The 16,285-nt window shown below is 61.5% G+C and carries 15 protein-coding genes and 1 tRNA gene; 7 read left to right on the top strand and 9 right to left on the bottom strand.

The genetic code is table 11. The annotated features are described in order from the left end of the window. Window positions 1-263 precede the first annotated feature (263 nt). A complete protein-coding gene (locus IBX54_RS06500; RefSeq protein WP_296541851.1) occupies window positions 264-1,220 on the bottom strand; it encodes a complex I NDUFA9 subunit family protein in 957 nt (318 codons plus the stop codon). A 44-nt stretch (window positions 1,221-1,264) separates the two neighbouring features. Continuing rightward, entirely contained in the window at window positions 1,265-2,338 is a 1,074-nt protein-coding gene (gene murB, locus IBX54_RS06495; protein WP_296541850.1) for a UDP-N-acetylmuramate dehydrogenase, read from the bottom strand. A gap of 33 nt (window positions 2,339-2,371) precedes the next feature. Here murB and IBX54_RS06490 point away from each other — a divergent pair, with 33 nt between their 5' ends. Beyond that, entirely contained in the window at window positions 2,372-2,857 is a 486-nt protein-coding gene (locus IBX54_RS06490; protein ID WP_296541849.1) for a YajQ family cyclic di-GMP-binding protein, read from the top strand. A gap of 36 nt (window positions 2,858-2,893) precedes the next feature. Continuing rightward, entirely contained in the window at window positions 2,894-3,856 is a 963-nt protein-coding gene (locus IBX54_RS06485; RefSeq protein ID WP_296541848.1) for an HD domain-containing phosphohydrolase, read from the top strand. On the opposite strand, the gene IBX54_RS06480 is transcribed toward IBX54_RS06485, so the two are convergent. The 4 genes from IBX54_RS06480 to IBX54_RS06465 form a co-directional block, all read right to left on the bottom strand. Next, a complete protein-coding gene (locus IBX54_RS06480) occupies window positions 3,843-4,547 on the bottom strand; it encodes an amidotransferase (RefSeq protein ID WP_296541847.1) in 705 nt (234 codons plus the stop codon). The genes IBX54_RS06485 and IBX54_RS06480 overlap by 14 nt on opposite strands. After that, window positions 4,544-5,275, bottom strand: coding sequence for a glycerol-3-phosphate 1-O-acyltransferase PlsY (gene plsY, locus IBX54_RS06475; protein WP_296541852.1), 732 nt, complete (start codon window positions 5,273-5,275; stop codon window positions 4,544-4,546). The genes IBX54_RS06480 and plsY overlap by 4 nt, the downstream gene beginning before the upstream one ends. Window positions 5,276-5,434: 159 nt before the next feature. Continuing rightward, complete coding sequence (locus tag IBX54_RS06470; protein WP_296541846.1) at window positions 5,435-6,499, bottom strand: aldo/keto reductase; 1,065 nt, start codon at window positions 6,497-6,499, stop codon at window positions 5,435-5,437. 42 nt (window positions 6,500-6,541) lie between these two features. Continuing rightward, on the bottom strand, window positions 6,542-8,416 hold the full coding sequence (locus IBX54_RS06465) for an acyl-CoA synthetase (RefSeq protein WP_296541845.1): 1,875 nt from the start codon (window positions 8,414-8,416) through the stop codon (window positions 6,542-6,544). Window positions 8,417-8,442: 26 nt separating this feature from the next. On the opposite strand from IBX54_RS06465, the gene IBX54_RS06460 reads away from it, so the two are divergent. From IBX54_RS06460 to IBX54_RS06440, 5 genes are all read left to right on the top strand, one after another. Next, on the top strand, window positions 8,443-9,345 hold the full coding sequence (locus IBX54_RS06460; protein WP_296541844.1) for an alpha/beta hydrolase: 903 nt from the start codon (window positions 8,443-8,445) through the stop codon (window positions 9,343-9,345). Between the two features lie 57 nt (window positions 9,346-9,402). Continuing rightward, window positions 9,403-10,507, top strand: a protein-coding gene (gene prfB / locus IBX54_RS06455; RefSeq protein WP_296541843.1) for a peptide chain release factor 2 whose coding sequence is annotated in 2 segments (ribosomal slippage) — window positions 9,403-9,483 and window positions 9,485-10,507 — 1,104 coding nt in all. Because the reading frame shifts where the segments join, the coding sequence is not laid out codon by codon here. A gap of 84 nt (window positions 10,508-10,591) precedes the next feature. Continuing rightward, window positions 10,592-13,297, top strand: coding sequence for an aminopeptidase N (gene pepN, locus IBX54_RS06450; RefSeq protein WP_296541842.1), 2,706 nt, complete (start codon window positions 10,592-10,594; stop codon window positions 13,295-13,297). Window positions 13,298-13,320: 23 nt separating this feature from the next. Next, window positions 13,321-14,325 carry a class 1 fructose-bisphosphatase gene (locus IBX54_RS06445; RefSeq protein WP_296541841.1) on the top strand — a complete coding sequence of 335 codons (1,005 nt, stop codon included), beginning with the start codon at window positions 13,321-13,323 and terminating at the stop codon, window positions 14,323-14,325. A gap of 29 nt (window positions 14,326-14,354) precedes the next feature. Beyond that, a tRNA-Thr gene (locus IBX54_RS06440) sits at window positions 14,355-14,430 on the top strand. A gap of 428 nt (window positions 14,431-14,858) precedes the next feature. Here IBX54_RS06440 and IBX54_RS06435 read toward each other — a convergent pair. The 3 genes from IBX54_RS06435 to IBX54_RS06425 all read right to left on the bottom strand — a co-directional run bounded on the left by IBX54_RS06435 (window position 14,859) and on the right by IBX54_RS06425 (window position 15,969). Then, window positions 14,859-15,161, bottom strand: a complete 303-nt coding sequence (locus IBX54_RS06435; RefSeq protein ID WP_296541840.1) for a HigA family addiction module antitoxin — start codon at window positions 15,159-15,161, stop codon at window positions 14,859-14,861. Then, the gene (locus IBX54_RS06430; RefSeq protein WP_296541839.1) at window positions 15,158-15,481 is read right to left on the bottom strand and encodes a BrnA antitoxin family protein; all 324 of its coding nucleotides are present in this window, start codon (window positions 15,479-15,481) and stop codon (window positions 15,158-15,160) included. Before IBX54_RS06430 ends, IBX54_RS06435 begins: the two co-directional genes overlap by 4 nt. Before the next feature lie 74 nt (window positions 15,482-15,555). Then, window positions 15,556-15,969, bottom strand: a complete 414-nt coding sequence (locus IBX54_RS06425) for a tyrosine-type recombinase/integrase (protein WP_296541838.1) — start codon at window positions 15,967-15,969, stop codon at window positions 15,556-15,558. Window positions 15,970-16,285: the final 316 nt, after the last annotated feature.

Raw genomic sequence — 16,285 nt, 5'->3', positions numbered from 1 at the left:
ACCCGGCCCGATACCGCACACGGACCTTGAACAGAGACTTCGTCACTGCGAGCCACCCGTATCGGCCCGATATCGCACACGGACCTTGAACAGAGAAGCCGTCACTGCGAGCGTAGCGCGGCAGTCCATGCAGTCCGGGGTCATGGATTGCGTCACTGCGTTCGCAATGACGGGGCTGTTCATGGAAAGCGTAGCGCGGCAGTCCATGCAGTTTGGGGTCATGGATTGCGTCACTGCGTTCGCAATGACGATGTTCTTTCACGTTAACGGCCCAAATACTGCTTGGCAATCGGCCGCAAGGCCGCTGCCTGGATGCCCAATGAATCGAGCCCGGGGTGCTTGCCAGTGGCGACGTTGTCCACCTTCATCGAGTCCAGGTTGTCCAGGCTCATCATCGGCTCACCCGGTGCCAGCCCCATCACGGTGGCCTGCAGCCGCGCGGCCCAGCCCGGCAGCGGAATCACCAAGCGGCCCATGCCGCCCGAGCCGCTGAGCTGGGCCGCGATTTGCACCAGTTGTTTCAGTGTCAGGATTTCCGGGCCAAACGCCTCGATCACCCGCGGCGAAGGCTGGGCGCTGGCACCGGCCAGGCAACGCACCACAGCGGTGGCCACGTCTTGCACCCACACCGGCTGAAATTTGGCATCGGCACCTGCCAAGGGCACCATCGGCAGCATTTTTTGCAGTTTGGCAAACACGTTCAGAAACTTGTCCTCGGCACCAAAGATCACGCTGGGACGCAGAACGCTCAAGTCAAAACCCGCCTTGGCTGCGGCGCCTGCACCAGCACCGGAGGCCGCCTGCACCAGCACCGCCTCGCCTTCGCTTTTGCTGCGCAGGTACCTGGAAGGCGTCAGCGCGGGTTGCAGCGCATCAGCACCCAGCGCGCTGACGTGCACCACCTGCGCCACGCCGTTGGCCAGACAGGCGCGGGCCATTTTCTGCGGCAAGGCCACATGCACATGCTCGAACGCGGCCTGCGTGCCATGCAGAATTGCCACCAGGTTCACCAGCGCGTCGTGCCCCGCCACGGCACGGGTCAAGGCGGCTTCATCGTGCACGTCGAGCTCCAGCACCGTGAGGCCGGGCAAAAGCTTGACGGCTTTGGCGTTGGTGCCGCGCCGCGTGGGCACGGTAACTTGCCAGCCCTCGCGCACCAGTTTTTCACAGACGTGGGTACCGACGAAGCCGGTACCGCCTAAAACAATGATTTTTTTCATACCGTGATGACGCGCCAAAAGTGGGACAGCGCACTGCCCCGGGGTTAAAGAATGTCCGGCTCGGTCTCCAGCCGGATACCAAAACGCTCATAAACACTGGTCTGGATGGCACGCGCCAGGGTCATCACCTCGCCACCCGTGGCAGCATCGCTGCCATCCACCGACCCGCGGTTGACCAGCACCAGCGCCTGTTTGTCATAAACGCCCGCCTGCCCCACCGACTTGCCGCGCCAGCCGCAGGCATCGATCAGCCAGCCTGCGGCCAGCTTGAACGAGCCATCAGCCAGCAGGTAGTGCACCAACTTGGGTTCACGGGCGATGATGTCAACACACTGCTCGGGCGTGACCGTGGGGTTTTTGAAGAAACTGCCGACGTTGCCGATCACATCCGGGTCGGGCAGCTTGGCACGGCGAATGGCACAAACCCAGTCAAAGAGTTGCTGCGCGCTGGGCTGGCTGACACCCTGCTCGGCCATTTTTTTGTCGATATCGGCATAACCCAGCACCGCTTTCCAAGGTTTGGGCAGGGCAAAACGCACGCGCAAGATCAACGCCCGGTGTTTCAAGCCCAAAGCCTGGTGCCCCGCCTCGGCATCGGGCGCGCTGGCGTGTTTGAACACCGAGTCGCGGTAACCAAATGCACATTGCGCCGCATTGAGGGTAAACAACCGCCCGGTTTGCAGGTCGATGGCGTCGAGCGAGTCAAAGCGGTCTTGCAGCTCGACACCGTAGGCGCCGATGTTTTGCACCGGCGAGGCGCCCACCGTGCCCGGAATCAGCGCCATGTTTTCCAGGCCAGGGTAGCCCGCTTCAAGCGTCCAGCGCACAAAGTCGTGCCAGTTTTCACCCGCGCCAGCTTCCACGATGAAAAACTTTGGTGTTTCCCGCACCAGCCTGCAGCCCATCACCTCGACTTTCAGCACCAGCGGTTTGACATTGCCGGTGAGCACGATGTTGCTGCCACCACCGAGCACAAATTTGGATTTGCCGGCCCATTTGGGATCGGCCAACAGCGCCCGCACATCAGATTCATCGTGGATGCGCACCAGCGCATGGGCCTTGGCCACGATGTGAAAAGTATTGAATGGCTGAAGGGGAACATTTTTCTCGACTAACATGGCGGCATTGTCGAACATTTAGCGAGAACCCTTATGCCCTCTTTTGATACCGTTTGCGAAGCCAGCATGGTCGATGTGAAGCACGCCATTGAAAACACAGCCAAGGAAATCACCACCCGCTTTGACTTCAAGGGCACACCAGCTGCCATCGAGCTCAAGGAAAAGGAAATCACGCTCATCGGCGACGCTGATTTTCAGCTCAGCCAGATCGAGGACATCCTGCGCAACAAGCTCACCAAACGCAATGTCGATGTGCGTTTTCTGGACAAGGGCGACGTGCAAAAAATGGGCGGCGACAAGGTCAAACAGGTGATCAAGGTGCGCGACGGCATCGAGACCGAGCTCGGCAAAAAAATCCAGCGCATCATCAAGGACAGCAAGATCAAAGTGCAGGCCGCCATTCAGGACGGCAAGTTGCGCGTGAGCGGCACCAAGCGCGACGACCTGCAGGCCGCGATGGCGCTGATGCGCAAGGAAATCACCGACATTCCGCTGAGCTTTGACAACTTTCGTGATTAATCAGTACCCGCAACGGTTCCGGTCAGCGCCTGCGCCATGAGTTTGATCCTGAAATCCGAGGACGAGTACGAAGACCTGCTCGGTCTTTGGTCCGACCTTGAGGCCGGCCTGGCGATGCTGCTGAGTCACCCGCACAAGGTGCAGGAATTCGAGTCACGCATCCGTCAATATGACCGCTGGATGCAAAACCTGATCCAGTACGACACCGATGTGGCGCTGTACCTGCTGTTCCAGCTGGCCAGCCACTCGCCGGCTGGCTACAGCGCCTCGCACGCGCTGGTGTGCGCCGTGTTGTGTCATCTGGTGGCCGGTGAATTTCAATTACCGCAGACCGAGCGCGACAGCCTGGTACATGCCGCGCTGACCATGAACATCGCCATGACAAAGCTGCAGGACCAACTGGCGAACCAACGCGAACAGCCAACACCAGAACAAAGAGTCGCGCTGCGCGAACATGAAACTCGCGGTGCCGAGCTGTTGGCCAAGCTTGGCATCAGGGACAAACTCTGGCTGAAAACGGTGCGACAGCATCACCATCGACAGGCCCCGGACCTTCCGCAGTACGCGCTCACGCTGGCCCAGCGCCTGGCGAAGATGCTGGGCGTGGTTGACCGTTATGGCGCCCTGATCAGCCCGCGGCACGCGCGTGCGGGCCGCAGTGCAACCGAGTCTGCCCGGGACATCCTCAATAACAGCAACACCCAACTGATGGGCCAGGCGCTGCTGCACGTGGTGGGCCTGTTCCCGCCCGGCACGTTTGTGCAGCTTGACGACGGCACCAAAGGCGTGGTGCTGCGCCGCGGCAGCCAGGACAATCGCCCCGACGTGGCCGTTTTGCTCAACGACAACGGCCAGCTGATGCGCCCGCCCAGCCTGCACGCCTGCGCCAACGGCAGCCCGGCCATCAGCGCCGCCTTGCCCGCGGCAAGGGTACAGGAACACGTCAACCACCACCTGCTGCTGCAACTGGGCGCGCAGAGGCAACTTATTGACCGTTGATGAACGCCACCATCATGCGCGCCAGCGCCTGGCCGTCGTGGCCTTGCGCCAGACTTTGCGAGTACCCCTGGTACTTTTCCTCGCCCAACATGGCGCGCCGTTTGTCGAGCAGAAAAGCGCTGTAGTCTTCGACGAACTCGGGGTGCGGTTGCACGCAAAACACATGCTCATCCACGGCAAACGCCGCCACCGGGCAAAAGTCGCTGGTGGCCAGCAGTTTGGCGCCGCTGGGCAAGTCGAACACCTGGTCCTGGTGGCTGGCCAATAGCGCCACCTGCTCCCGGCCCTGCGCCTGCGGCAAGTCTGGCGCCAGCCATTGGTACTGCATGCGCCCAGCACCCCAGCCCTGTGGCGCGCGGCCCACTTTGGCGCCCAGGCACAGCGCGATCAATTGGTGACCGAAACAGATGCCGATCAGCTTCTTTTTGGTTTTAAGGAGTTCCTGCACCTTGCCTTTGAGCGTCAGCACCCAGGGCTCCTGTGAAAAGGCATCGGCCTTGCTGCCCGTGAGCAGCACCGCGTCAAAAGGCGCGAACGAGGCCGGGTATTCGCCCTTGACGGTGTTGAAAATGTCAAAGGTGCCCTCGGCCCCGGCCTGGCGCAACAGGCGCTCAAACATGGTGCCGTAGCCGATGTAGCTCGCCTCGACCGCGGGATCGAGCGTGTCGTTTTCAAGAATGCAGAGTTTCATGGGTGATCACCAGGGTTTTTGGATTTTTGATCAAGCTGCGACGGGTGCCGGTGGCCATGCTTGGCGCGCCCATGAACCGCAGCGTGCGCAGCCGCATCAGTACCGGCCTTTTTACCCAGCCTTGATTCTGTTCCCTTGATCAAGCGATTGATGTTTTCGCCGTGGCGGTAAAGCAGGAACAGCGACATCACGGCCACGCACAGCGCCACGCTTTTGCTCATGATCCACAGCCCGCCATCACCCAGCACATACAGCACCGGGGCCAGCACCGCGGCCGTGATGGAAGCCAGCGACGAGTAGCGAAACACCAGCGCCATCAGCAGCCAGATCAAGGCGGTGGCCAGCCCCAGCCAGCCGCTAAAACCCAGCAACACACCCAGTGCCGTGGCCACACCTTTACCGCCGGCAAATTTCAAATAAACCGGAAACACATGGCCCAAAAATGCCGCCAGCCCCACCAGCGCCATGGTGCCATCGCCCAGGCCATAGGCTTGTCCATACCACTTGACCAGCACCACCGGCAACCAGCCCTTGGCAGCATCAAGCAGCAGCGTGAGGACGGCTGCCACCTTGCTGCCAGAGCGCAGCACATTGGTGGCACCGGGGTTTTTGCTGCCAAAGGTGCGCGGGTCGCTCAGGCCCATGACCCGACTGACGATGACCGCAAACGACAGCGACCCGACCAGGTAGGCGGCCAACACCGCCAACAGCGGCAAAAAACTGGGGATGGATTCCAAATCAACTCCTGGTGACCCAAGGGGATGGGCGAAGGGCACTATTTTGCCAGTGCGCGGTGCAGGTGGCACCCGCGTTCCGGCATGGCGTTCATGTCAGCACCACCAGCGGCTTGGCATCCCGCAATTAATTGGGGTCAGATTCCAATTAATTTACTGCGCCGGATCGCGCACTTCCCAACGCAGCGCGTCGATGGCTTTGAGCAAGTCTTCGGGCAACGTGGTACCCCAGGCATCCAGGCATTCATCGAGTTGCGCCACTGAGGTGACGCCAATGATGGTGCTGGCCACCTGCCATTTGGTGTAACAAAACGCCAGCGCCAGTTGCACTGGTGTCAGGCCGTGCTCGCGCGCCAGTGCATGGTAGCGCCGTGCCGCAGCCAAAGCCTCGGGACGGCCCCAACGCTGCTTGCGCGACGATTCAAATTTTTTCAGCCGTGCCTGGTCAGGCACGTCCGAGCCTGTCAGGCCCTGCGCGTCGTACTTGCCAGTGAGCAAGCCGAACGCCAGCGGCGAATACGCCAGCAGCGACACCTGCAGACGATGCATGGTTTCATCCAAGCCGTTTTCAACCGTGCGGTTGAGCAGGCAGTACGGGTTTTGCACCGTGGCCACGCGCGGCAGGCCATACTGCTCGGCCAGGCGCACAAACTCATGCACGCCGTACGGTGTTTCGTTCGACAGGCCCACGGCGCGCACCTTGCCGGCCTGCACCAAGGTGTGCAGCGCCTCCAGTTGGGCGTGGATGGACGTGCCTTCGTTGCCACTGGCAGGCTGGTAATAGATGCCGCCAAAGGCGGGGACCGAGCGCACCGGCCAGTGAATCTGGTACAGGTCGATGACATCGGTTTTTAGCCGCTGCAAGCTGCCATCGCACGCCGCCAGAATATCAGCGCCCGTCAAGTCCGCGCTGCCACCGCGAATCCACGGCATGCTGCGCGATGGGCCGGCCACCTTGGTGGCGATCACCAGCTTCTGCCGCGCGCCGGGGTGTTTGTCGAGCCAGTTGCCGATGATTTTCTCGGTAGCGTTGAACGTTTCGGCACGCGGCGGCACCGCATACATCTCGGCCGTGTCGATGAAGTTGATGCCGCGCTCCAGCGAACGGTCCAGAATGTCATGGGCGGTGGCTTCATCGACCTGCTCGCCAAAGGTCATGGTGCCCAGGCAGATGGGTGTGACATGCAGGTCGCTTTGACCCAGTTGGATGGTTTTCATACAGGCTCCAAAAAAACAGGCCCCAAGGCCGATATTTGGAGTTTACGGGTTTGCGCCGGACTTTGCCGCGGCGGCCCGCGCCTCTTCCTGCAGCCGCAGCACACGCCGCTGCACCTTGCCGGTGGTGGTCATGGGCAGGGCCTCGATGAATTCGATCTCTTTCGGGTATTCGTAGGGCGCAAGTTTGTCCCTGACGTGGTCTTGCAGCTGCTCGATCAGGGCCGCATCGAAGCGCGCCTTCGGTCCCGCATGGCGGGCACGAGCCGCGGCGAAATCGGGCGACAGCACCACGTAGGCCTTGACCACCGTGCCGCGCGCCGCATCGGGCTTGGGCACCACCGCCGCGTTGGCCACGGCCGGATGCTTGACCAGGCAGTTCTCGATCTCGCCCGGGCCGATGCGGTAGCCAGCGGCCTTGAACACGTCGTCGCTGCGGCCCTGGTACCACAGATAGCCCTGCGCATCGCGGCTCGCCAGGTCGCCGGTGCGGCACCAATCACCGGTGAACTTGGCCAGCGTGGAGGCTGCGTTTTTCCAGTAGCCCAAAAAGAAAATGGGGTCGGACTGGCCGTGAATGTCATAACGATTGACGGCCACATCACCCACCACGCCCGCAGGGCACTCATGCCCGTGGTCGTCGATCACCGCCAGCCGGTGACCAGGGTAGCCCATGCCCATGCTGCCGGGTTTGGGCGGCCACAGGGCGGCGCAGTTGCCCACGATGTAGTTGATCTCGGTCTGGCCGAACATTTCGTTGACCGTCACGCCCAGCTGTGCCTCGCAGTAGCCAAACACCGCGTCACCCACGGCCTCGCCGGCGCTCATGATGGCCTGCAGCTTCAGGTCAAACTGCTGGTTGACGGTTTGGCCAGGGCTGCCGGGGTAGGCTTTCATCATCGCCTTGAGCGCGGTCGGGAACAGGAACGTGTGCGTCACGCCGCAGTCGCGCAGCAGCTCCAGCGCGGCTTGCGGGCTGAAGCGGCCATGGAACGCCACGATGGGGCGGCCGAAATACAGCGAGGGCAACAGCGCGTCCATCAGGCCGCCGGTCCAGGCCCAGTCGGCCGGGCTCCAGAAGACGGCGCTGGACCCCGTGGGCAGGTGGCCCGGATCGGTCAGCTGGCGCAAGCCATTGGCCGGCTCGCCCTGCGCCGCCATATCAAAGCCGAACCAGTTCTGGCTGCACAGGAAACCGGTCAGGTTGCCAATCAGCGCCTGGTGCGGCATCAGCGCGCCTTTGGGGTTGCCGGTGGTGCCGCTGGTGTAGATCAATATAGCCGGCGCGTCGGCGCGCGTGGCGACCATGGCAAACTGGTTGCTGGCAGCGCCGAGCGCCTTGGCATAAGTCGCGTCGGCCAAGTGCTGCGCCTTTGGGCCCAGCGCCACACCAAGCACCTTGCGCAAAGCAGGGCATTGGGCGCGCACCGCCTGCACATTGGCCAGCGTCTGCGCGTCGCCAATGGCCACCACGGCCGCACTGTCCTGCAACCGGAACGCCAGCGCATCAGGGCCGAACAGTTGTGACAACGGCATCGCGACCGCGCCCATTTGCAGCACCGCGATGTAGGCCACGGCGGACTCGAAGCGCTGTGGCAGAACGATGGCAACCCGGTCTCCGGGCTGCACGCCCATGCCGACCAGCACGTTTGACAAGCGGTTGGCCCGGTCCTGCAGCTTGGCAAAAGTATTGAAAGTGCTTTCAGAGCCAGATTGATAGGTGTGAACAGCAATATTTTTTGCGGTTTCCGCCCGCGCCGCCCAGCGCGCGCAACACGCTTGTGCCATGTTGAATTGGGCGGGCACCTGCCAGGCAAAGGCGCCGTGCAACCCGGCGTAAGCCGCGGGAAAATCCCAGGCACATACCACACTGCCCGGCTGTGGCACGGCCGCTTTGTCGCTGGCTTGACTGACTGGCATGGCATTAACTCCTTATGATCGGCTAAATGTACCCAATCAAACGAATATCCCATAGCGAGTTTGTCCCTATTCGCACACTCAACTACCACATCCGTTGCTGGGGCGAGCCCGGCGCGGGCAAAACGCCGTTGGTGCTGCTGCACGGCTGGATGGACGTGGCGGCCAGCTTCCAGTTTGTGGTCGATGCGCTGGCGCGCGATTATTTCATCATTGCCCCCGACTGGCGTGGCTTTGGCCTGACCGCCTCCGGCGGCGCCGACAGCTTCTGGTTTCCCGACTACTTGGCCGACCTCGACGCGCTGCTCGACCACTACGCACCCGACACACCGGTCAACCTGGTCGGCCACAGCATGGGCGGCAACGTGGCGATGCTTTACGCGGGTTTGCGCCCCGAGCGTATTCGCCGCCTGATCAACCTTGAAGGCTTTGGCTTGCCCGACACCTTGCCAACACAAGCCCCGGCACGCCTGACGCATTGGATGAACGAGGTCAGGCAGTTCCATCAAGGCGCCCTGAAGCTCAAAACTTACGACTCGCTTGACGCCGTGGCGTCGCGCCTGGCCAAAAACAACCGCTACCTGAGCATGGACAAGGCACGCTGGCTCGCCAACCATTGGTCGGCAGAAATCACGCCCGGCCAATGGACGATTCTGGGCGAAGCAGCGCACAAAATCACCAGCGCACAACTGTACCGGGTCGATGAAGTGCTGGCGGTTTTCCGCAACATTGCTGCGCCCACGCTGATGGTGGAGGCCGCCGATGACAGCATGACGGCCTGGTGGCGCGGTCAATTTACCCTGGCGCAGCACCACGAACGGCTCAAATCGGTGGCACAGGTAGAAACCGTGACCGTGCCCGAATGTGGCCACATGCTGCACCATGACCAGCCGCAGGCTGTGGCCGCTTTGCTGGAGCGGTTCATTGCCTAGCCCCAGCATGAGAAAATACGCGGTTATTCAATATCCCAAAAAATCAGGAACCGCATCATGGAAGCAGAACGCATCAACACCCTTGGCACCCAACTCAGCAGTTTGACCGCCCGTACCCTCGAATTACGGGGGTATCTTTGACTACGATGCCAAATTTGAACGCCTGAGAACCATTAACGCCAGCCTGGAAGACCCCAGCGTCTGGAGCGACCCCAAGCGCGCCCAGGAGCTGGGCAAAGAAAAAAAGATGCTCGACGGCGTGGTCGTCACCATTGACGACCTGCAACGCGAACTCTCTGACAACACCGAGTTGTTCGAGATGAGCAAAGAGGACAACGATGAAGCTGGTTTAATTCAAATTGAGGAAGAAGCCGCCAAGCTCGAAGACATCGTCAAGGGCCTGGAATTCCGCCGCATGTTCAACAACCCGGCCGACCCGCTCAACTGTTTTGTTGACATCCAGTCCGGCGCCGGTGGCACCGAGGCCTGCGACTGGGCCAGCATGCTGCTGCGCCAATACCTGCGCTACTGCGAGCGCAAAGGTTTCAAGACCGAAATCCAGGACGAAATGCCGGGCGACACCGCCGGCATCAAGAGCGCGTCGTTCAAGGTCGAGGGCGAATACGCTTTCGGCCTGCTGCGCACCGAGACCGGCGTGCACCGGCTGGTGCGCAAGAGCCCGTTCGACTCGTCGGGCGGGCGCCACACCAGCTTTGCCAGCGTGTTTGTCTATCCCGAGATTGACGACTCGATCGAGATCACCATCAACCCAAATGACGTGCGGGTGGACACCTACCGCGCCAGCGGCGCCGGTGGCCAGCACATCAACAAGACCGACTCGGCCGTGCGCCTGACGCACATGCCCAGCGGCATCGTGGTGCAATGCCAGGACGGGCGCAGCCAGCATGGCAACCGCGACATCGCCTGGCAGCGCTTGCGCTCCAAGCTCTACGACTTCGAGCTGCGCAAGCAAGAGGAAGAGCAGCAAAAGCTCGAAGACGGCAAGACCGACGTGGGCTGGGGCCACCAGATTCGCTCTTATGTGCTCGACAACAGCCGCATCAAGGACCTGCGCACCAACTACGAAACCTCGGCCACGCAAAAAGTGCTCGACGGCGACCTCGACCCCTTCATTGAAGCCTCCCTGAAGCAGGGCGTGTGACCTGTGCTTCGACCCGTGAAGCGTTGATCGCCACCGTGCGCGATGACCATGAACTCTTAAATTCGAATTTTCTGGAGACTCTGCATGTTGCTACTTCGTGATGCAAATACCCCCGCTGCGGTCATCCGTCGCGAGGACTACAGCGCCCCGGCGTTCTGGATCGACACCGTTCACCTGAGCTTTGATCTCGACGCAGCCAAGACCCGCGTGCTCAACAAAATGACGCTGCGCCGCAACCCCGACGTTCCCGCCCAAGCGCTGCGACTCGATGGCGACGAGCTCAATCTGGCGCGTGTACTGGTCAACGGCGCCGGCACCAGCTTCAAGCTCGATGCCGGTCAGCTGGTGCTGGAAAACCTGCCTCTTGAGGGCAGCTTCGAGCTGGAAATTTTCACCACCTGTGCGCCCGCCAAAAACACCAAGCTCATGGGCCTGTACGTCAGCAACGACTCGTTCTTTACCCAGTGCGAAGCCGAGGGTTTCCGCCGCATCACCTACTACCTGGACCGTCCGGATGTGATGGCCAGCTTTACCGTGACGCTGCGCGCCGACAAAGCCAAATACCCGGTGCTGCTTTCCAACGGCAATCTGACCGAGCAGGGCGACCTGGAAGACGGCCGCCACTTTGCCACCTGGGTGGATCCGCACAGAAAACCCTGCTATTTATTCGCCTTGGTCGCCGGCCAGTTGGTGTGCCGCGAGCAGCGCATCACCGCCCGCAACGGCCGCGAACATTTGCTGCAGGTCTATGTTCGCCCCGGCGACATGGACAAGACCGAGCACGCCATGGCCTCGCTGATCAATTCCGTGATTTGGGACGAAGCCCGCTTTGGCCTGGCGCTGGACCTGGAGCGCTTCATGATTGTGGCCACCAGCGACTTCAACATGGGCGCGATGGAAAACAAGGGCCTCAACGTCTTCAACACCAAGTACGTGCTGGCGAACCAGGCCACCGCCACCGATATCGACTTTGCCAACATCGAAAGCGTGGTCGGTCACGAGTATTTCCACAACTGGACCGGCAACCGCATCACCTGCCGCGACTGGTTCCAGCTCAGCCTGAAAGAAGGCCTGACCGTTTTCCGCGACCAGGAGTTCAGCATGGACCTGTGCGCCGAGCCTTCAGCCCGCGCCGTCAAACGCATCGAAGACGTGCGCGTGCTGCGCACCAATCAGTTCCCCGAAGATGCCGGCCCGATGGCGCACCCGGTACGGCCCGACAGCTACATCGAGATCAACAACTTCTACACCGTCACCATTTACGAAAAAGGCGCCGAGGTCGTGCGCATGATGCAAACCCTGGTGGGCAGGGCAGGTTTTGCCAAGGGCATGACGCTGTACTTTGCCCGCCATGACGGCAGCGCCGTGACCTGTGATGACTTTGCCCAGGCCATCGCCGATGCCAACCCGGACTCGGCCTTGTCAAAATTGCTGCCGCAGTTCAAGCGCTGGTACAGCCAGGCCGGCACGCCCCGTCTGGCCACCACCACGCACTACGATGCGGCAGCTCAAACCTGCACACTGAGCTTTGCCCAAAGCTGCCCGGCCACGCCCGGCCAGGAGGCCAAGGAACCGTTTGTGATCCCGGTCAGCCTGGGGCTGGTCGGCGCCAGCAGCGGTGCCGCCCTGCCCTTGCAGTTGCAAGGCAGTTCAGCGGCTGCAAGCGACAGCCACTTGTTTGTCATGACCCAGGCCGCTGAGTCGATCACGTTCGAGAACGTGCTTGAGGAACCCGTGCCGTCGATCCTGCGCGGTTTCAGCGCCCCGGTGATTGTCGATTTTGAATACACCGACGCGCAACTGCTGACGCTGCTGGCCAATGACCCCGACCCGTTCAACCGCTGGGAAGCCAGCCAGCGCCTGGCCTTGCGCTGCGCGATAGCCTCAATAGCTGCGGATGCCGTTACAACGGGTACTGAAGGCCTGGACGACGCCACCATCGCGGCCATGCGCTCGGTGCTGCGCCACCCCACGCTGGACGCCGCCTTCAAGGAGCTGGTGCTCACGCTGCCGTCAGAAAGCTACATTGCCGAGCAGCTCGACCTGGTCGATCCGCAGCGCATTCACGCGGTGCGTGAAGCCATGCGCGAACAACTGGCCAGCGAACTCGCCGCCGACTGGCAGTGGGCTTATGAGGCGCATTGCCAAAACGGCGGCTACCGCCCCGACACCCTGTCGAGCGGGCGCCGTGCGCTCGCCGGCCTGGCCTTGTCAATGCTTTGTCTGGCCGCACGCCGCTCGGGCGATACGGTCTGGCCCGGCAAGGCCTACCAGCGCTTCAAGGATGCCGACAACATGACCGACCGCTTCAATGCCTTAAGCGCACTGGTGCACACCGGTCATGCGCTGGCCACGCCCGCGCTGGCGCGTTTTCACAGCCTGTTCAAGGCCGAGGAACTGGTGCTTGACAAATGGTTTGCGCTGCAGGCCGGCTGCACCGACCGAGGCGGCCAGGTGCTCCCGGCGGTACGCCAATTGCTCAAGCACCCCGACTTCAACATCCGCAACCCCAATCGCGCCCGCAGCGTCATCTTCAGCTATTGCAGCGCCAACCCGGGCGCTTTCCACCGCACCGATGCGGCGGGTTATGTATTTTGGGCCGACCAGGTGCTGGCGCTCGATGCCATCAACCCGCAAGTGGCCGCGCGCCTGGCACGCGCGCTTGACCGCTGGAAGAAACTGGTCGAACCCTACCGCAACGCCGCCTGTGAAGCCCTCAAGCGCGTCGCTGCCAAATCTGACCTGAGCAACGACGTGCGCGAGGTGGTCAGTCGCGCGTTGGCCGACTGAACAACAACATCGAGGAGAAGAATATGCCCAAAAAAACATCCCTGACGCGCTATCTGGTCGAGCAGCAGCGCCTTGAAGGTCACATTCCCTCGCAATTGCGCCTGTTGCTCGAAGTGGTGGCACGTGCCTGCAAACGCATCAGCCAGGCGGTCAACAAAGGCGCCCTGGGTGATGTGATGGGCAGCGCCGGCAGCGAGAACGTGCAGGGCGAAATGCAGAAAAAACTCGACATCATCGCCAACGAGGTGCTGATCGAGGCCAACGAATGGGGTGGCCACCTGGCCGCCATGGCCAGCGAGGAAATGGAAGGTATCTACGTGGTGCCCAACCGCTACCCGCAGGGCGAATACCTGCTGATGTTCGACCCGCTGGATGGCTCCAGCAACATCGACGTGAACGTCAGCATCGGCACCATCTTCAGCGTGCTGGTCAAACCCGAAGGCGTGGGCGTTTCAGAACAAGACTTTTTGCAGCCTGGCACCCATCAGGTGGCCGCCGGCTACTGTGTGTTCGGCCCGCAAACCACGCTGGTGCTCACCGTAGGTGACGGCGTGGCGGTGTTCACGCTGGACCGCGAACAGGGCTCCTTCATCCTGACCCAAGAGAACCTGCGTGTGCCCGACGACACGCAGGAATTTTCCATCAACATGAGCAACCAGCGCCATTGGGCGGCACCGGTCACCCGCTACATCGACGAATGCCTGCAAGGCAAAGACGGCCCACGCGGCAAAGACTTCAACATGCGCTGGGTTGGCAGCATGGTAGCCGACGTGCACCGCATCCTGACCCGTGGCGGCATCTTTCTGTACCCGTGGGACAAGCGCGAGCCCGAAAAACCAGGCAAGTTGCGCCTGATGTACGAGGCCAACCCCATGAGCTGGCTGATCGAACAGGCCGGCGGCGTGGCCACCGACGGCAAGCGCCGCATCATGGACATCACCCCCACCAAACTGCACGAGCGTGTCAGCGTTTTCATGGGCTCCAAAAACGAGGTGGAGCGCGTCACCCGCTACCACAGCGAGCCATAAACCGACCGCTATAATTGCCATCTTTCCAAGCCGGTGTAGCTCAGTCGGTAGAGCAGCTCATTCGTAATGAGAAGGTCGGGTGTTCGATTCATCTCTCCGGCACCACTATTGATAAGGGTTCATTGCTATTAACTTTGCAGTGAACCCTTTCTCTTTTGTGCGTTTACAGACTGTTTACAGACTGCGGTACGCGGTTTCGTACCAAATCCAGCGCCAGCGCCAGCGATTGTCATGCTCATGGTTTCGTGACAATCACGCAAACACCGCGCCCCTCAAAAAAAGCCCAGCACAATGGCTGGGTCTTAACTCTTGCGAGCCGCATCAGGGAGGAAGATGCGGGGGCTTGATGCCCGGTTGCCTGTGCGTCAGGTGACTTGTCCACGGCGGGCGCGATAGCCGGTGCCCTGAAACCCCCGCATTAGCCTCAAAACTCTCCATATCTACCCACAGATTCTCCGGACGAGCCCTGGTGTATGCCTGCGAATATTGATGGGGACAGTGAGTGTTTTAAAGTGGCGCAGCCTGCTCCTGCTTTACGCGGCTTCCAACTCCGGCACCGCCACGCGCTTGATCTTCTTGCGTTCCTTGGCGGTCTCACCGGCCGGCCACAAATCACGCTGGGCTTGCAGCGCCAGCCAGTAGCCCGGTGTGGTGCCCAGCGCCTCAGCCAGGCGCAAATCCATGTCGGCCGATACGGCCGCATGACCGTGCAGCACGCGCGACAGCATGACACGGCTGAAGCCGATGTGCGCCGCAAAAGCGGTCACGCTCACGTTTAGGTCGTCAAGCCAGCCCAATAGCAGTTCGCCAGGGTGTGCGGGGTTGTGCATCTTCATGGCTGCGGTGATTTCTTCACGCCATGCGCTACAGCGTCACGCAGCACGGCATTGATGCGGGTTTGCCAGCCCGGCCCGGTTGCCTTGAATGCGTCCAGCACGTCGGCATCCACACGCATGTTCAATGTCGGGCGCTTGACGGCCACGGGCGGCCTGCCACGGCCCCGGGTGATGGTTGCCTGTTGCCAGTAAGCAGCGGTTGCGGCTGGATCATTCGGGTCGTATGGCCCGGTCTGGTCATCAATGGGGGCATCAGCGGCGGTTTCACGCTTGACGCGCGCCCAGTCTGAGCCGGTGGGCTTAGTGATAGTTTTTGGCATACAGCGTCCTTTCCTGACTGGCTCGAATGTGAGCTTCATTGCTGTATTTATTGTATTGGCATAAATTAACCAAGTCAACCGGCCACCACGCGCAGCTTGCCCGGCTCTGCGGTGGCGCTGGGTTTGTGGCCCATGATTTGCACAATGGCACCGGCAGGCGCGCCGGCAGCTTCGCCCAGCAGCGAAAACGAGCGGCGCAGGCCATGGATGGTCAGGTGGTCGATCCCGGCGCTTTGAAGTGCCTTGGCATGGTTGGAGCGCGCGTCACTTATCTTGCCGGCCTTGGCGCTGCTGGCAAACACGAATTCATTGATGCGCTTCAGGGTTGCCAACTGTTGCGCCAGGTAGGGTGTGAGGGGGATGGTGCGGGTCTGCTCCACCTTGTCGGCAATGGTCAGCTTGCGCCACTGAAAATCAACATGCGCCCAGGTCAGCCCGGCCAATTCTTCCTTGCGTGCGCCTGTCAGGAGCAAGGCGCGCAGGTACACGCTGGCGGTGCGGTTGCTCAGTTGCTCGACGCCCGCCCACCAGCCCGGCAGTTGCGCGGTTTCAACCTAGATTCCTCAGTTGGACGCGTCCGAGTGGGCTGCTGGTGGCGTGTCTGGGTAGGCGCGACGACGCAGCGGGCTACTGCCCGCAAGGAGAAGCAACGACCCCAGGCACGCTGCCAGCGGCCCTCTCGGACGCGTAGCGCTTTCACCCAAAAGGTGAACGCGATCGAAGTCACTTTTTCTAATCAGTTCAATGCCTTATCGAAGTTTTCAAGCGGTCAACTGAGGAATCTAGGTTCAATGGCATCGGTGC

The organism is Rhodoferax sp. (assembly GCF_014859475.1).
GTDB lineage: Bacteria > Pseudomonadota > Gammaproteobacteria > Burkholderiales > Burkholderiaceae_C > Rhodoferax.
Note: the sequence above shows the minus strand (reverse complement) of the source record. Positions and strands in the feature narration are given on the sequence as shown.